At 72.3% G+C, this 14,096-nt stretch carries 18 protein-coding genes; 10 read left to right on the forward strand and 8 right to left on the reverse strand.

All coding sequences use genetic code 11. From position 1 onward, the window contains the following. The first annotated feature begins 137 nt into the window (after positions 1-137). From B0I33_RS28790 to B0I33_RS30115, 4 genes are all read left to right on the forward strand, one after another. Positions 138-440 (forward strand): hypothetical protein, encoded by a 303-nt coding sequence (locus B0I33_RS28790; RefSeq protein ID WP_146147577.1) that lies wholly within the window; start codon positions 138-140, stop codon positions 438-440. Between the two features lie 120 nt (positions 441-560). Continuing rightward, on the forward strand, positions 561-1,919 hold the full coding sequence (locus tag B0I33_RS28795; RefSeq protein WP_219927282.1) for an MFS transporter: 1,359 nt from the start codon (positions 561-563) through the stop codon (positions 1,917-1,919). 90 nt (positions 1,920-2,009) lie between these two features. Further along, positions 2,010-2,435 (forward strand): hypothetical protein, encoded by a 426-nt coding sequence (locus tag B0I33_RS28800; RefSeq protein ID WP_245901167.1) that lies wholly within the window; start codon positions 2,010-2,012, stop codon positions 2,433-2,435. Positions 2,436-2,480: 45 nt separating this feature from the next. Continuing rightward, positions 2,481-2,651, forward strand: coding sequence for an Hsp20/alpha crystallin family protein (locus B0I33_RS30115; RefSeq protein ID WP_181193494.1), 171 nt, complete (start codon positions 2,481-2,483; stop codon positions 2,649-2,651). Between the two features lie 36 nt (positions 2,652-2,687). Here B0I33_RS30115 and B0I33_RS28805 read toward each other — a convergent pair whose 3' ends face one another. Continuing rightward, a complete protein-coding gene (locus B0I33_RS28805) occupies positions 2,688-2,924 on the reverse strand; it encodes a hypothetical protein (RefSeq protein ID WP_106182388.1) in 237 nt (78 codons plus the stop codon). Between the two features lie 28 nt (positions 2,925-2,952). Then, a complete protein-coding gene (locus B0I33_RS28810; protein ID WP_106182513.1) occupies positions 2,953-3,666 on the reverse strand; it encodes an alpha/beta fold hydrolase in 714 nt (237 codons plus the stop codon). Positions 3,667-3,869: 203 nt separating this feature from the next. Between B0I33_RS28810 and B0I33_RS28815 the strand changes: the two genes are divergently transcribed. Continuing rightward, positions 3,870-4,520: a class I SAM-dependent methyltransferase gene (locus B0I33_RS28815; RefSeq protein WP_106182389.1), complete on the forward strand. Its 651-nt coding sequence runs from the start codon at positions 3,870-3,872 to the stop codon at positions 4,518-4,520. 111 nt (positions 4,521-4,631) lie between these two features. Next, the gene (locus B0I33_RS28820) at positions 4,632-5,201 is read left to right on the forward strand and encodes a multicopper oxidase domain-containing protein (RefSeq protein ID WP_245901192.1); all 570 of its coding nucleotides are present in this window, start codon (positions 4,632-4,634) and stop codon (positions 5,199-5,201) included. 28 nt (positions 5,202-5,229) lie between these two features. Here the strand turns inward: B0I33_RS28820 and B0I33_RS28825 are convergent, their stop codons facing one another. Continuing rightward, positions 5,230-5,823 (reverse strand): TetR/AcrR family transcriptional regulator, encoded by a 594-nt coding sequence (locus tag B0I33_RS28825; RefSeq protein ID WP_106182392.1) that lies wholly within the window; start codon positions 5,821-5,823, stop codon positions 5,230-5,232. A gap of 141 nt (positions 5,824-5,964) precedes the next feature. Here B0I33_RS28825 and B0I33_RS28830 point away from each other — a divergent pair, with 141 nt between their 5' ends. From B0I33_RS28830 to B0I33_RS28840, 3 genes are all read left to right on the forward strand, one after another. After that, complete coding sequence (locus B0I33_RS28830) at positions 5,965-7,863, forward strand: primary-amine oxidase (RefSeq protein WP_106182394.1); 1,899 nt, start codon at positions 5,965-5,967, stop codon at positions 7,861-7,863. A gap of 24 nt (positions 7,864-7,887) precedes the next feature. Further along, positions 7,888-8,181 carry a hypothetical protein gene (locus B0I33_RS28835; protein ID WP_106182396.1) on the forward strand — a complete coding sequence of 98 codons (294 nt, stop codon included), beginning with the start codon at positions 7,888-7,890 and terminating at the stop codon, positions 8,179-8,181. 199 nt (positions 8,182-8,380) lie between these two features. Beyond that, positions 8,381-9,655 (forward strand): choice-of-anchor B family protein, encoded by a 1,275-nt coding sequence (locus tag B0I33_RS28840; RefSeq protein WP_106182397.1) that lies wholly within the window; start codon positions 8,381-8,383, stop codon positions 9,653-9,655. A gap of 57 nt (positions 9,656-9,712) precedes the next feature. Here B0I33_RS28840 and B0I33_RS28845 read toward each other — a convergent pair whose 3' ends face one another. From B0I33_RS28845 to tsaA, 5 genes are all read right to left on the reverse strand, one after another. Next, entirely contained in the window at positions 9,713-10,654 is a 942-nt protein-coding gene (locus B0I33_RS28845) for a threonine/serine dehydratase (RefSeq protein WP_106182399.1), read from the reverse strand. Continuing rightward, a complete protein-coding gene (locus B0I33_RS28850; protein WP_106182401.1) occupies positions 10,651-11,139 on the reverse strand; it encodes a RidA family protein in 489 nt (162 codons plus the stop codon). Before B0I33_RS28850 ends, B0I33_RS28845 begins: the two co-directional genes overlap by 4 nt. 26 nt (positions 11,140-11,165) lie before the next feature. Further along, positions 11,166-11,468: an ArsR/SmtB family transcription factor gene (locus B0I33_RS28855; RefSeq protein ID WP_106182403.1), complete on the reverse strand. Its 303-nt coding sequence runs from the start codon at positions 11,466-11,468 to the stop codon at positions 11,166-11,168. 54 nt (positions 11,469-11,522) lie between these two features. Next, the gene (locus B0I33_RS28860; RefSeq protein WP_106182405.1) at positions 11,523-12,350 is read right to left on the reverse strand and encodes an alpha/beta fold hydrolase; all 828 of its coding nucleotides are present in this window, start codon (positions 12,348-12,350) and stop codon (positions 11,523-11,525) included. A gap of 94 nt (positions 12,351-12,444) precedes the next feature. Beyond that, entirely contained in the window at positions 12,445-13,335 is an 891-nt protein-coding gene (gene tsaA, locus B0I33_RS30630) for a tRNA (N6-threonylcarbamoyladenosine(37)-N6)-methyltransferase TrmO (protein WP_245901169.1), read from the reverse strand. Positions 13,336-13,457: 122 nt separating this feature from the next. Here tsaA and B0I33_RS28870 point away from each other — a divergent pair, with 122 nt between their 5' ends. After that, positions 13,458-14,045 (forward strand): TetR/AcrR family transcriptional regulator, encoded by a 588-nt coding sequence (locus tag B0I33_RS28870; protein WP_106182406.1) that lies wholly within the window; start codon positions 13,458-13,460, stop codon positions 14,043-14,045. Positions 14,046-14,096 lie beyond the last annotated feature (51 nt).

Raw genomic sequence — 14,096 nt, forward strand, 5'->3', positions numbered from 1 at the left:
GACTCGTCGGCGGCATCCCCTGGTTCGTCCCACCACCCCACGTCGACCCCCGCCGAAGACCCCGCCGCAACACCCTCCACACCAGACACCCGGCCCCACTCGCCGCCTGACCAGCAACCAGCCGCCGGGAGACGAGCGTGCCCCGGCTCGCCCGCCTACCCGGCGGGGATACCCAGCCAGCGGCCGTCGGTGCGGGGATGCCGCTGGCCGGACCGGCCGAGCTCGTCGCCGTGGGTGGACGACGCCCACCGCGGCCGCTGGCCAGGACGGCACCCGGTGAGGTGGCCGTGAACGTGCTCAGCCTTGGCGTGTTGGTCGCACTGCTGGTGTTGCTGGACGTCGACCGCCCGCTGGTCCGGTTCGGACTGCCGGTGGCGTTCGCCGGCTACGCCGCTGTCCGCATCGCGATCGTGGCCGGCAGGCAGCGACGGCGACGCTGAGGCCGACCCTGCCGCCCCGCCGCCCGAGGCGCCTCGAACCGCCCGTCTCGGCCGAGCCGGGAGCGCCGTGGCGACGAGGTCGCCCAGCTCGGGGACCCACGCGGCACTAGCCTGGAAATGATGGAGATCCAGCAGGCGATCGATCACGTGGGGTTCGGCCGGTTCCAGCGCAGGCTGTTCCTCGTCTGCGGGGTCACCTGGGCCGCGGACGCGGCGGAGATCTTCCTGATCTCCTTCGCGCTTCCCGGGTTCCGCGACGAGTTCGGCCTGTCGGCGACCGAGGCGGGTCTGGTCGTGACGGCGACCTTCGCGGGCATGCTGGCCGGGGCGTGGGTGTGGGGAGCCGTGGCGGACCGGGTGGGCAGGCGCCTCGGTTTCCAGCTCACGATCGCGATCTTCGCGTTCGCCGGGCTGGCGTCCGCGTTCGCCCCCGACGCGGTGTGGCTGGCGGTCCTGCGTGCGCTGACCGGGTTCGGGCTCGGTGGCGCGCTGCCGCTGGACTTCTCCCTGTTCGCCGAGTACCTGCCGACGCGCAACCGGGGACGATGGCTGGTCCTGTTGGAGAGTTTCTGGGCCGTCGGCACGGTGATCGCGGCCGTACTGGGACTGCTGCTGGTCCCGACACTGGGCTGGCGCTGGCTGCTGGCCACCTCGGCCGTCGCGGCGCTGCTGGTGCTGTGGGTGCGGCTGCGCGTCCCGGAGTCGGCCCGCTACCTGCTCACCCGAGGCCGCCAGGACGAGGCCAGACGGCTGCTGGACCGGATCGCCACGGAGAACGGGACGCGCCTGCCGCCCGGCGAGCTCACCGTGCCCGAGGGCAGCGGCCGGACCGGCCTCGGCCAGCTGCTCCGAGGCGGGCTACGCCGCACCACCCTGACGTTGTGGGCGCTGTGGCTGCTCATCGCCTTCTCCTACTACGGGATCTTCGTCTGGCTGCCGGACATCTTCGCCGAGCGCTACGGCTACGACCTGCTGAACAGCTACCGCTACGTCTTCTACCTCGCGCTCATCCAGCTCCCCGGGTACTTCAGCGCCGCCTGGCTGGTCGACCGGTGGGGACGCAAGCCGGTCCTCGCCACCTACCTCGCGGCGAGCGCCGTCGCCACCCTCCTGTGGTCGCTGGTCGCGGGCGTGGGGCCGATTCTCGCCACCGCCGGGCTGATGAGCTTCTTCACGCTCGGCGCCTGGGCGGCGCTCTACGCCTACACGCCGGAGGTCTACCCGACGCAGCTGCGCGCCGGGGGCATGGGCATCGCGAGCGGCTTCGCCCGGATCGGCGGCACGGTCGCCCCACTGCTCGGCGGGGTGCTGCTGTCGATCTCGCTGGTCGCCGCCCTCAGTGTCTTCGCGGTGGCGTTCGCGGGGGCCGCGCTCGTGGCGCTCGTCTTCGCCGGCGAGACGCGCGGACGTCCCCTCAGCGACACCCTCACCCAGCTCTCCGCGCTCGCTCCCGGCCGCACCCGGAATCCACGGAAGTAGGGCTGGACGGCCCAGACCTCGCTGCTCCGACTGGCGGACCGGCACGGGATCGCCACGGACGTCCCGGCTCGGCGGCTTAGGATTCGCCCGATGAACTCGAGCTCTCGCCAGGAGGAACGCATGTCAGCCGCCGGTCAGCCACGACGGTTCGCCACGGTGGACGCGTACAACGTCGCGCACCCCGGCCGCCGCATGCCCTCGGAGGCGCCCGAACGGCACCGCCTGCGCGGCTTCCACGCGGCCATGGCCGGCGTCGAGGACGATCTCACGGGCAGCGGAGCGTCACTGACCATCGACTTCCTGCCGGGTGGAGCGCCGAGGCCGGGCGAGGAGGACCGGCTCGGCAACGTCGTCGCCTCGCACTGGGGGCAGGCACCGATCGTCGTCCTCGCCGAGGAGGTCTCCTTGCGGGAGGCGTGGCGGGCCATCACCGGCTCCTGGCCCGCCCGCCTCTCCCAGGCCCGCCAGATCCTCGCCGACCTGCGCGCGGACGCCCGGCCTGCACCGGCAGGCTGATCGCCGCCCGCGTGGTTGACCCGCCCGCCCAGCGGGCGAACGATCGTGGCACTTCCCGCTCACCGTCCCTCCGGCGCGCCGGACGTGGGGGACCCGTTCCACGACGCCGAGGACGTCGGCACCCGGATGGCGAGCCTGGACCACGGCGCGCTGACGATCACCGGGCCACAGAGTGAGGCGGCCAAGCCGAGGCGGATCCCGACCTCCGGCTCGTGACGCGCCTCGCCGGGCGGTGTCTCCGGCGACCCGGCGTCATCGCTCGCCGTCGAGCACCTTGTCCGGAGCCGGGTGCTCGACGAGCGCGAGCACCCGGCTGGACATGAAGCGCGCGGTGCGCACAGGCGTGCCCGTGCGCGTCACCTCGGCGACCTCCACCACGCCGCGGCCGATGGTCACCTCGACCCGGCGCCCGATGCGGGTGGCGGCGATCTCGTAGGCACGGTTCCCGTCGCCCGCGTCGATCACCACTTCGACTCGGTCTCCACGCATCCCAGATCCACCGCCGACCGATTCTGTCCTATCCGGACGATTCTTCCGGGCTCTCACCGTCCGGCCGCGCCCAGTCCGCGAGCCTCGGTTCGAGTGCCGCGTAGACGTCCGGGTCGAGGCCCATCGCGGTATGACAGCTGCGCACCTCCACGCACTCGGCGTCCGGGTCGCGGCACAGCCGCCACGGCACGACGGCGTCGTTGCGGGAGTAGACGGCGACCGCGGGAACGTCGGCGGGCAACGGCGCCGCCAACCGCCGCACGTTGTCCCGGTAACAGGTCCCGGTGAAGCAGTCGTCGTCGAGCAGGCCGGGCACGCCGACCGCGGACAGACGCGTGAGCGCCCTGGCGATCCGCACCGTTCCCGGGTGGGCGCCGAGCGGATCGAGGACGGGGCTGGCGAGCATCACCAGGCCACGGACCAGGTCGGGTCTACGCACGGCCACGAGCCTGCCGAGCCAGCCACCCCGGCTCTGTCCGAGCACGACCACCCTCCCGCCGGTGGCCTCGGCATGGTCCTCGAGCCGCCGCTCGACCCGTTCCAGCAGGGTCGTCGTGCACCCGATGTTCAGCCCGATGCGGGCTCCCTCCGGCCGATAGCCGCGAGACCGCAGCCACCGGTGCGCGACCATCAGGCTCCGGTCACCGAAGCCGAAGCCCGGAACGAGCAGCACACCGCGGCCCGCGCCCTGCCGGGAACGTCCGCCGCGCCACACGGGATGCCGCAGCAGGCGCGGCAGCATGGCGGCGGTAGCGAGCACGACCTGTTCCCGGCCCGCCGCGCGCAGCGCGCCGACGGCACCGCCGGGCCGTTTGAGCGACCACATACCGAGGGATACCACGTCCGGACTGGACCGACACCCGCTCACCCGGCCGAGTCCGGGCAAGCCCTCGGGGAGGGAGATTCCCGTCCCGTCACGACCGGGCGGCGTGCCAGGATGCCCGCGTGAGCCGTTTCGCGTGGGACCACAACGCGTACTACCACCGGACCCTGCTGCGCACGCTCCCCGCCGCGCCCGGACGCGTCCTGGACGTGGGTTGCGGCGCCGGAGCCCTCGCCACCGCGCTCGCGGCCAGGTCACGGCACGTCGACGCGCTCGACCGTGCCCCGGAGATGATCGCCGCCGCCGAGCGGGCCGTACCGGGCAACGTCCGCTGTGTACACGCCGACTTCCTGCGCGACACCCACCCCGGCGCCGCCCCGGCCGGCCACTACGACGCGGTCGTCTCGGTCAGCGCGCTGCACCACATGCCGCTCTCGGACGCGCTGCCCCGCATGGCGAACGCGCTCCGGCCCGGCGGGGTGCTCGCCGCGATCGCGCTCCCCCGCACCGACCTGCCGCGTGAACTGCCGGTCGAACTGGCCGCGTTCGCCGCGCAGCGAGTGCTCGCCGCGACGTTCGCCGTGGCCAGGACGGTGGGCCGCGGCCGGTGGTACGCGCCGGAGCACTCGCACGACGCGATGCCCGTGGTGCTGGATCCGCCGCTCACCACGCGACAGGTCCGCGCGCGGGCCGCGGCGATCCTGCCCGGCGCCCGGGTGCGGAGGCTGCTGTTCTGGCGCTACCTGCTGGTCTGGCACAAGCCCGGAGGCTAGCGCCACTCCCCCGACGTCGATCCCATCGCCGTCAGGGGAGACCTCCGTCTACACGAGCAAGCCCAGGACATGCCGGCACGTTCGCCTACCACTCATACGGCCGTGCAGGACATGATGGGTCTGGTCGGCGCGATCACCGTGCTGCCGCGCAGCCAGCGCCAGTCGGTGAAGGCCGACGTGGACGTCATGCTGACCATGCAGCAGTGGTGGTGGGAGGCCGAGGGAGCGCTGGTCAACCCGTTCGGCAACGACGGCCACTTCGGCTGGTTCACCATCAACGGCCGCACCGGCGAGGCATCGGGTGGGCCGATCGACATCGCCGCCGGGGACCTCGTGCGGCTCAGGCTGTACAACGCGGGGCAAGGTGTGCACGCGATGCATCTCCACGGTCACGACCAGTTCCGGGTGGCCAAGAACGGCCACGCCGTGCCGGTCGTCCGCCAGACGACCCAGTCCATCAGCCCCGGCGACTTCTTCCTGGTCGAGTTCGTCGCCAGGCCGGGCAACTGGCTGTTCCACTGTCACTTCCCCCACCACACGGCCAACCGGATGCTGTCCGGCTGGCGGGGTTCACCGGTCGGCATGAGCCGGATCTTCCACACCGCAGGCGCGCCCCCGGTGCCGCCCGAGTACTTCAGCGACAACTACTACCTGCCCCCGCCCGGGGTGCCTCCCCGGTGAGCGCCCGCGGGCCCGAGCACGTCCGGGGTCAGCGCAGGCGCAGCCGGCCGAGGAACCCGTCGAGCTGGGCCAGCTGCCGCACGGGGGTGCTCTCGGCCGGCGAGAGCACCCCCTGGATCTGCAGGCCCATCAGCATGGCCAGCAGCTCGTCCACCGCGGCGGGGACGTCGACGGACGCGGCGACGGTGCCGTCGGCAACGGCCTCTTCGATGCGCTGGGTCATCTCGGCGCGCCACCGGTTGGTGGAGTTCGTGTAGAGCTCGGCCTTGTCGCTGGAGTTGAGCGCCTGCTGCCAGAAGGTGATGGCCAGGCGCGCCTCGGCCAGGCGCTCCTCGTCGAGCGGCATGATCTCCAGGCAGAGCGTGCGCAGGCCGGAAAGCCCTCTGCGGTCGGGCTCGACCTTGTCGGCGCGGGTGTTGGTGGCGTCGAAGATGTGCTGGAACGCGGCTGTGAGCACGGCGTCCTTGTTCGGGAAGTAGTACAGCAGCGCGCCGTTGGCGAAGCCGGCGGCCTCGGCGATCCGCCGGGTGGTCACCGACTGGATGCCCTCCTCCGCGATCAGCCGCCAGACGACGCCGATGATCTCCCTGCGGCGTGCCTCGTGGTCCACGATCTTCGGCACGAAACCCCCGTCCGGACGTCCTTCGCGGCACGGTGACCCCGCCGAGCCTACGCCCGGTCAGCTCGACGTTCGCCGTAGCCCCTTTTATTTTGTACGCTTGCTCAGAATAATGGGGCGCACCCGACTTCGGAAGGACCGCCAATGACGTCGCACACCCATCCGCTGTCCTCGCTCAGCCCGGCCGAGATCGCCACCGTCCGCCAGGTCATGGCCGATGCCGGGCTCGTCTCGGACACCACCCGGTTCGCCTACGTCGGACTCGACGAACCCGGCAAGCCCGACGTGCTCGCCGGCACCGTGACCGACCGGCGCGCCAGGGTGCTCCTGCTCGACATCGCGACCGGCAAGGCGGACGACGTCCGGGTGTCCGTCGCCGAGGGCGCGGTGCGGGAGGTGACCCCGATCGACGGCGCCGCGGGCCAGATCGCGATCCTCAACGAGGAGTTCGGCGTGATCGACGGGATCCTGGCCGGCTGCGCCGAGTGGACGCAGGCGCTGCGGGCACGGGGCGTCGACCCGGACACCGTGGTGTACGCCCCGCTGTCGGCGGGCAACTACGGGTACCCGGACGAGGAGGGCAAGCGCATGATGCGCGTGCTCGCCTTCCGCCAGGACCACCCCGGCGACCACTGCTGGGCGCATCCCGTCGACGGACTGTGCGCGTACGTCGATCTCATCGCGAGGTCCGTCCACAAGATCATCGACCACCGCGTGCACCCGGTACCGGCCGAGCCGGGCAACTACCACGATCCCGCGGTCGCGGGCCCGCCCCTCGAAGGCCTCCGGCCGATCTCGATCACCCAACCGGACGGACCGTCGTTCCGGTTCGACGGGGAGCGGCTGACCTGGGCGAACTGGTCACTGCGCGTCGGATTCGACATGCGCGAGGGCCTGGTCCTGCGCCAACTGTCCTACCGGGACGGCGACACCGAGCGGCCGGTCGTCTACCGCGCCTCCATCGCCGAGATGGTGGTGCCCTACGGCGACCCGTCCCCGGTCCGGTTCTGGCAGAACTACTTCGACACCGGGGAGTACCTCTACGGCCGCTACGCCAACTCGCTGCGGCTGGGCTGCGACTGCCTCGGGGAGATCACCTACCTCGACGCCACGATCGCCGACGAGTTCGGCAACCCGCACACGATCGGCAACGCCATCTGCGTCCACGAGGAGGACTTCGGCACGCTGTGGAAGCACAGCGACCTGTTCACCGGGGTGTCGGAGGTGCGCAGGCAGCGCAGGCTGGTGATCAGTTTCTTCACCACCGTCGGCAACTACGACTACGGCTTCTACTGGTACCTCTACCTCGACGGCACGATCGAGTGCGAGGCCAAGCTCACCGGCATCCCGTTCACCTCCGCCTATCCGGAGGAGGGATCCGCGTTCGCCACCGAACTCGCACCGGGCCTGGGCGCCCCGTACCACCAGCACCTGTTCTGCGCCCGGCTGGACATGACCGTGGACGGGGTGGAGAACGCGGTGGACGAGGTCGACGTCGTCCGGCTGCCGATGAGCGAGGCCAATCCGTACGGCAACGCGTTCACCAGCCGCACCACCCGGCTCGGCAACGAGCGGGACGGCGCGCGCGAAGCCGACGCGGCGGTCAGCCGCACGTGGCACATCGTCAACCCGGGCACGCGCAACCGCATGGGCACCCCGGTCGGCTACGCGCTGCTGCCCCAGCAGGCACCGACGCTGCTCGCCGACCCCGGTTCGGTGATCGCCGCCAGGGCGGCCTTCGCGACGAAACACCTCTGGGTCACCCGGTACTCGGCCGACGAACGCTACCCCGCAGGCGACCACGTCAACCAGAGCCCCGGCCACGGCGGGCTGCCCGGCTACACCGCGGCGGAACGGGACATCGACGGCCAGGACATCGTCGTCTGGCACACGTTCGGCCCCACCCACCTCCCCCGGCTCGAGGACTGGCCGATCATGCCGGTCGACTACGCCAAGTTCACCCTCAAACCGTTCGGGTTCTTCGACCGCAATCCCACCCTGAACGTGCCCGCGACACCGGGCGGCCACTGCCACGCCGACTGAGCGCCACCCCGCTACGCTCACCGCGTGGGCGGCGAGTCCCGGCGGAAGGCCCTGCGCGGGTACCTCGACCGGAAGATCCGGATCAGGCTCCGGATCTTCCTGCGCACGGTGGCCGGCAGGGTCGACGCGGTCGGCGCGGTGATCCTCGTGGCGTACCTGGTCTTCGCGGTCTTCCGCACCCGGATCGTCGGGCTGCGGGTGCACGGCCCCGCGGGCGGAGCGACCAGCGTGGCCGTGCTGGCCGGGGTGATGGCGGGCCAGGTGCTCGGCATCAGATACGGCCTGCGCCGGCTGTACCGCGAGGTCACGGGCACCTAGCCGGCCGGAGGCCCGGTACCGCGCCGGGATAACGACGCCGGTGCGTCCCGGCTATCGCGATTCGCTGACGGCCGTGAAAAAGACACTCTGGGTATCGCCGTCATTAACCCGAACAGCCCTTGTGGCGAACCGAAACGCGAGTTTGGGTTGCCAGGCGCGAATCGGACGATCCGCGGACCGCGGAGAACCGGAGGAAGAAATGAGAGCGATACTCGCCACCGCGACGATCGCAGTGCTGGCGGCGGTCCTGAGCGCGCCGGCCGCGTCGGCCCACGAGCAGGCGTTCGACCAGGTCTCCCCTCCGACGGCGGAGGAGAGACGCGCGGAGCTGACGGCGGCCCCGGACGGACAGGCCAAGTGCGTGAACGGCGTCGCGGCCGACACGTACGCCTGCGACGGCATCGACATGCTCGACCACCTCTGGCTGGAGGACCTCGGGCTCAGCTTCGCCAACGACATGTGGGGCTGGACCGATCCCGCCACCGGCAGGGACTACGCGATCATCGGCGGCACGGAGGGCACGGTGTTCGTCGACATCAGCGAGCCCACCGACGCCACCGTGGTCGGCATGCTGCCGGCGCACGTGCTCGACCCCAACCGGCCGTTCTGGCGGGACATCAAGGTCCATGACAACCACGCGTTCGTGGTGTCCGAGCAGATCCCGCACGGCATGCAGGTCTTCGACCTGACCCGGCTGCGGACCGAGACGGGCACGTTCACCGAGGACGCGCACTACCCGCTGTTCGGCAACGCCCACAACATCAACATCAACACCGACAGCGGCTACGCGTACGTGATCGGCACCAACACGTGCGCGGGCGGCCTGCACATGGTGGACGTCTCCACGCCGACGAGCCCCGAGTTCGCGGGCTGCTTCGCCACGCACGGCTACATCCACGACACCCAGTGCGTGACCTACTCCGGCCCGGACGCCGACTACGCGGGACGCGAGATCTGCCTCAACTCCAACGCGGCGAACGACGGCAACTTCGTGTCCATCGTGGACGTCACCGACAAGCTCGCGCCGCGGCCGATCGCCCGCGTGCCGTACACCGACAGCGGCTACAGCCACCAGGGCTGGCTCACGCCGGACCAGCGGTACTTCCTGCACGGTGACGAGCTGGACGAGCTCGACCACGGGATCAACACCAGGACCCGGATCTGGGACATGTCCGACCTGGACAACCCGCGGCACATCGGCTCGTTCGACAACGGCACCACCTCGATCGACCACAACATCTACACCGAGCGCAGGCTCGCCTACGCGTCGAACTACACGTCGGGGCTGCGCGTCTACCACACCGGCAAGATCGCCGACGGCGAGCTCAAGGAGGTCGCGCACTTCGACGTGTACCCGGAGAACGACAACGCCTCGTTCGAGGGCGGCACGTGGAGCAACTACGGCTACTTCAAGCGGGACGTCATCGGCGTCAGCACGATGGACAGGGGGCTGTTCATCCTCCGGCTGAGGTGACCACACCCGCGCGCCGCCGGGGCGGGCCGTCGCGGCCCGCCCCGGCGGCACCCGGCGTCAGGGCTGTTCGCCCGGCGGCGCCGCGTTCGCCCCACTGACCACGACGGCGACACGCTCACCCTGGCGGGGCCGGTACGCACCCGAGCGCAACGCGGCCACGCCCACCGCGGCCGCGGGTTCGGCCACCACCCGCACGGCCTGCCAGAGCTCCCGCTGCGCGGCCCGGATGTCGTCGTCGTGCACGAGCACGACCTCGCTGACGTACTTGCGCGCGAGGGGAAAGACCTGCGCCCCCACCCGGCGGGGAGCCAGCGCGTCGGCGGCGATGCCGCCGGTGGGCGCGTCGGCGGGCCCACCCCGTTCCAGCGCGACCGTCAGGGTCGGCGCACCGGCGGGCTCCACACCGACCACCCGGACCGCGCCGGCGAAGGCGGCGGCCACACCGCCGATCAGCCCGCCGCCACCGACCGGAACCAGCACGGTGTCCACATCGGGCACCTGGTCGGCGAGTTCCAGCCCGAGCGTGCCCTGGCCGAGCAGCGTCTCCCGCTGGTCGAACGCGTGGACGCCGAGCGCACCGGTCTCGGAGATCCACCGCTCGGCCGCGCCGAGCGCGTCCGCGTACCGGTCGCCACCCACCACGAGCTCCGCGCCGAGGGAACGGATGCGGTCGATCTTGGCGGGCGCCGAGATCGTGGGGACGTACACCCGGGCGGGCACGCCCAGCCGGTGCGCCGCGTACGCGACCGCCACGCCGTGGTTGCCGCCGGACGCGGCCACCACCCCGGCCCCGGGCACGGTCCGCAGCAGCAGGTTGGCGAACGCGCCGCGGACCTTGAAGGAGCCCGCCCGTTGCAGCTGCTCCAGTTTGAGGACCAGCCCCGCCCCGTCGGCGCCGGTGACTCCGAGGTCCGCGGGCTCCACCGCGACGACGGGAGTGCGGCGCACGTGGGGTGCGATCACCACCTGGGTTCGCGCGACGTCTTCCGGGGTGATCACGCCGCGGCCCGTTCCGGGTCGAGAATCGCGACCGCGTCCACCTCGACCGGGGTGCCCAGCGGGAGGGAGGCGACCCCGACGGCGGCGCGGGCGTGCGCGCCCGCGGGCCCCAGCACGTCGCGGAACAGCTGGGAAGCGCCGTCCGCCACCTGCGGATGCCGGGTGAAGTCCGGGGTGCTGGCGACGAACACCGTGACCCTGACCAGCCGCGTGACGGCGTCGAGCCCGCCCGCCGCGGCGGCGAGCTGCGCGAGGACGTTCAGCGCGCAGGCCCGGGCGGCGTCCTGCCCCGCCTCGACGTCGAGACCGGCACCGAGCACGCCGTCGGCGACGAGCGCGCCGTCGCGGGTGGCGATCTGCCCCGAGACGTACACCGTGTCACCCGCGCGGACGTAGGGTTCGAACGCCGCCACGGGAACGGGTGGCGGCGGCAGCTCCAGGCCCAGCGCGGAGAGCCGCTCGGCGGCGGTCGTGGGTGTGGTCATGGCGGACTCCCGTCGTTCGCTCGGTGTCACCAGCCACCGCCGAGGAGCCGTTTCACCTCGGCGATCCGTTCCTCGTCGCGCTGGTAGAACACCCATTGCTTGATCTTCTTGCTCCGCACCAGCCCGGCCCTGCTGAGCACCTTCAGGTGCTCGCCACAGGTCGGCTGGCTGACGCCGAGCTTGTCGGCGATGAACACCGAGCACACGCCGTCGCGGACGAGGTCGCCGTCGCGTTGCGGCGGGAAGTGCGCCTCCGGGTCGCGCAGCCAGTCGAGCACCAGCAGGCGCTTGTCGTTGGCCAGGGCCCTGAGCACGTCGACGTCGAGCACTTAGCCATTATGCTAATTAGCTAATCAACTGTCCAGCGCTCGCCGGTCCGGCCCCTACCGCGGCACCTCGTGCAGCCGCGCCAGGACACTGTCGACCGCGGCGGCGACGCGGTCGGGGTGGTCCTCCGGGGTGAAGTGCCTGCCACCGTCGATCCGGTCCAGGTCGGCCCCGAGGTCCTCCGCCAGCCGGACCCCATAGGAGACCCGCTGGAACTGGTCTGCCGCGCCCCACACCACCCGCGCGGGAACGCCGATCCCGGGAAGCCGGTCCGCGACGGCCAGCGTGTCCCGTGCCCGCAGCGCGGCCGCCTGCCGGGCGAGGCCGCGGGTGGCGCCGTGCGTCACGTAGTGCCGCCAGTGGATCCCGATCGACTCGGCCGCGCGCGCCCGGTCGTCGTGGCCGCGCCGCAGCAGGTTCACGAACGCGGGATAGAGCGCGGTGTCGGGCAGCAGCGGGAGGACACCCGCCAGCCGCTGGAGCACCCGGACGCTCGGGATGGGCCAGGAGTCGTAACAGACGGCGTTGGTCAGCACGAGCCCGGCGACCCGGTCCCGTTCGGTGGCGGCGAGGATCTGCGCGACGCCGCCGCCCAGGTCGTGCCCGACGAGCACGACCGGGCCGAGGTCGAGGTGGCGCAGCCATGCCGAGAGGTACCCGGCCTGCCGGGCCACCGCGATGTCGCGGCAGCGGCCGTGCGGGATGCTCGCCCCGTAACCGACCATCTCCCAGGCGAGGCAGCGGGCTCCGGGCACCCGGCCCAGCACGTGCCGCCACAGTTCCGGGGACGTGGGCACTCCGTGCACGAACACCACGGGCGCGCCCTCACCCCGCTCCAGCCAGCGCATGGGGATGCCGTCCACCGTCGCGGTGCGCTCGATCATGGGAATCACCTCCGCAACCGGCTCTCCCGGCCACGTTAGGCGCGTGCCCACGGCGCCGCAGCGCACCGGAACGGCCCGGCGGGCGCGCCTCTCCTCAGCGCCGGTCGGCCCGCCCCAGCACGGGCTTCACGTCGAGCACGGGGGTGCCGTCGATCGCCTCGAGCCCGCTCACCGTCACGGCGCCGTCCTCGACGGCGGTGACCGTGACCGGGTGGACGCCGATCGGGTTGGGCCGATCCGCCGAGCGGGTGCTGAACACACCCTGTCTCGGCCTTCGCTCGTCGTCGCGCGGATGCACCGACAGCGTGTCCCTCCGCGCGAGGTGCAACCACGTGAGCACGAGCACCTCGGCTCCCTCGCCCAGATCCGCCGCCGCCTCCCTGACCTCGGGCAGGAACACGATGCGTGCGACCGGTGCGCCCTCGTCACCCTGTCTGGGGGCGGCGGCCCGGTCGGTCAGCGGCGACTCCACCCGGCCCACCGGCCGCAGCGACGGCGGCTCCGCCGGGTCCCGGCCCGCCGCCGCGGCCTCCGGGGGCACCAGCCACCGGCCCTCGCGCATGAGCTCCCGGCCGGCGATCTCGTTCACCTCCCGCCAGGCCTGCACGCGCCGGGGCCGGATGCGGAAGAACTGGTACGGCGTGTCCAGCCCGCGAGGGTCGAAGCCGGTCTTGTCCACGAACGCCTCGGCGACCGGTGCGGCAGGCTCCGGAACCGCCTCCGCGACCCCGTGGAGGAGCACGACGTCGCGGGTCGGCCCGATCCCCACCCGCACCCGGCGGCTCTCCCGCAGGTTGCGGGCGGTCACACTGTCGACCGGTGTGGCGACGAGCAGCGACTCGCCGTCCCACCGGAACGACAGCGGCACCAGGTGCGGGCGGCCACCGCCGGCCGTGGCGATCCACGCGTCGACGTCGTCCTCCAGCCTGCGCAGGGTGTCCCGCATCCGCTCCTCGGGGCCGCGGGGTGCCGCCGTGCCACTCATCCGTGTCTCCTCCTCGTCGCCGCACACGACCCGGCTCGGGCCATGGCGATCAGCCTGCCAGCATCGGGCAGGGCGGAACGGCGCCCATTGCCCAGACCGAACGATCGTGCTATAAGTTGGGCATGAGTAAGGGCGACTCCACCAAGCGCGTGATCCTCGACGAGGCGACGGAGATCGCGAGCAAGGTGGGGTTGCAGGGACTCACCATCGGCACCCTCGCCACGCGTACCGAGCTGTCCAAGAGCGGGCTCTTCGCGCACTTCCGGTCCAAGGAGTCACTGCAGCTGGACGTGCTGCGGCACGCCAGGGAACGGTTCGTCGACCTGGTCGTGCGTCCCGCGCTCGCCGCGCCGCGCGGGGAGCGGCGCGTGCGGGCCCTGTTCGAGCACTGGCTCGCCTGGTGCCGGGGCGACGTGCTCGGCGGGGGATGCATCTTCACCGCCGCCGCGGCCGAGTTCGACGACCAGCCGGGCCCGGTGCGCGACCTGCTCGTCAACGACGAGCGCGACCTCGCCGACACGGTCGCCCAGGTGTTCCGCACGGGCATCACCGAGGGCCACTTCCGCGCCGAGGCCGATCCGTACCAGTTCGCCCAGGACCTGCACGGGATCCTGCTCGCCTACATCCACAGCGCCCGCCTGCTCGGTGACCCGATGGCCGAGCAGCGGGCGGCCCGTTCCTTCGAGGCACTGCTCGCGGCGGCCCGCTGACCGTCCGCGTCACTCCCACCGACCCCACCGTCCCCCGAGAGGCGGCACCGC

This window comes from Prauserella shujinwangii (assembly GCF_003001955.1).
In the GTDB taxonomy this organism is placed as follows: Bacteria; Actinomycetota; Actinomycetes; order Mycobacteriales; family Pseudonocardiaceae; genus Qaidamihabitans; species Qaidamihabitans shujinwangii.

What these genes read in the sequence shown, in the direction of transcription:
- B0I33_RS28860 (WP_106182405.1), bottom strand. Translation starts at nt 12,350, where the DNA reads ATGATCGAGCGCACCGCGACGGTGGACGGCATCCCCATGCGCTGGCTG.
- B0I33_RS28820 (WP_245901192.1), top strand. Translation starts at nt 4,632, where the DNA reads ATGATGGGTCTGGTCGGCGCGATCACCGTGCTGCCGCGCAGCCAGCGC.
- B0I33_RS28805 (WP_106182388.1), bottom strand. Translation starts at nt 2,924, where the DNA reads ATGCGTGGAGACCGAGTCGAAGTGGTGATCGACGCGGGCGACGGGAAC.
- B0I33_RS28870 (WP_106182406.1), top strand. Translation starts at nt 13,458, where the DNA reads ATGAGTAAGGGCGACTCCACCAAGCGCGTGATCCTCGACGAGGCGACG.
- B0I33_RS28850 (WP_106182401.1), bottom strand. Translation starts at nt 11,139, where the DNA reads ATGACCACACCCACGACCGCCGCCGAGCGGCTCTCCGCGCTGGGCCTG.
- tsaA (WP_245901169.1), bottom strand. Translation starts at nt 13,335, where the DNA reads ATGAGTGGCACGGCGGCACCCCGCGGCCCCGAGGAGCGGATGCGGGAC.
- B0I33_RS28810 (WP_106182513.1), bottom strand. Translation starts at nt 3,666, where the DNA reads ATGCTGCCGCGCCTGCTGCGGCATCCCGTGTGGCGCGGCGGACGTTCC.
- B0I33_RS28830 (WP_106182394.1), top strand. Translation starts at nt 5,965, where the DNA reads ATGACGTCGCACACCCATCCGCTGTCCTCGCTCAGCCCGGCCGAGATC.
- B0I33_RS28840 (WP_106182397.1), top strand. Translation starts at nt 8,381, where the DNA reads ATGAGAGCGATACTCGCCACCGCGACGATCGCAGTGCTGGCGGCGGTC.
- B0I33_RS28800 (WP_245901167.1), top strand. Translation starts at nt 2,010, where the DNA reads ATGAACTCGAGCTCTCGCCAGGAGGAACGCATGTCAGCCGCCGGTCAG.
- B0I33_RS28795 (WP_219927282.1), top strand. Translation starts at nt 561, where the DNA reads ATGGAGATCCAGCAGGCGATCGATCACGTGGGGTTCGGCCGGTTCCAG.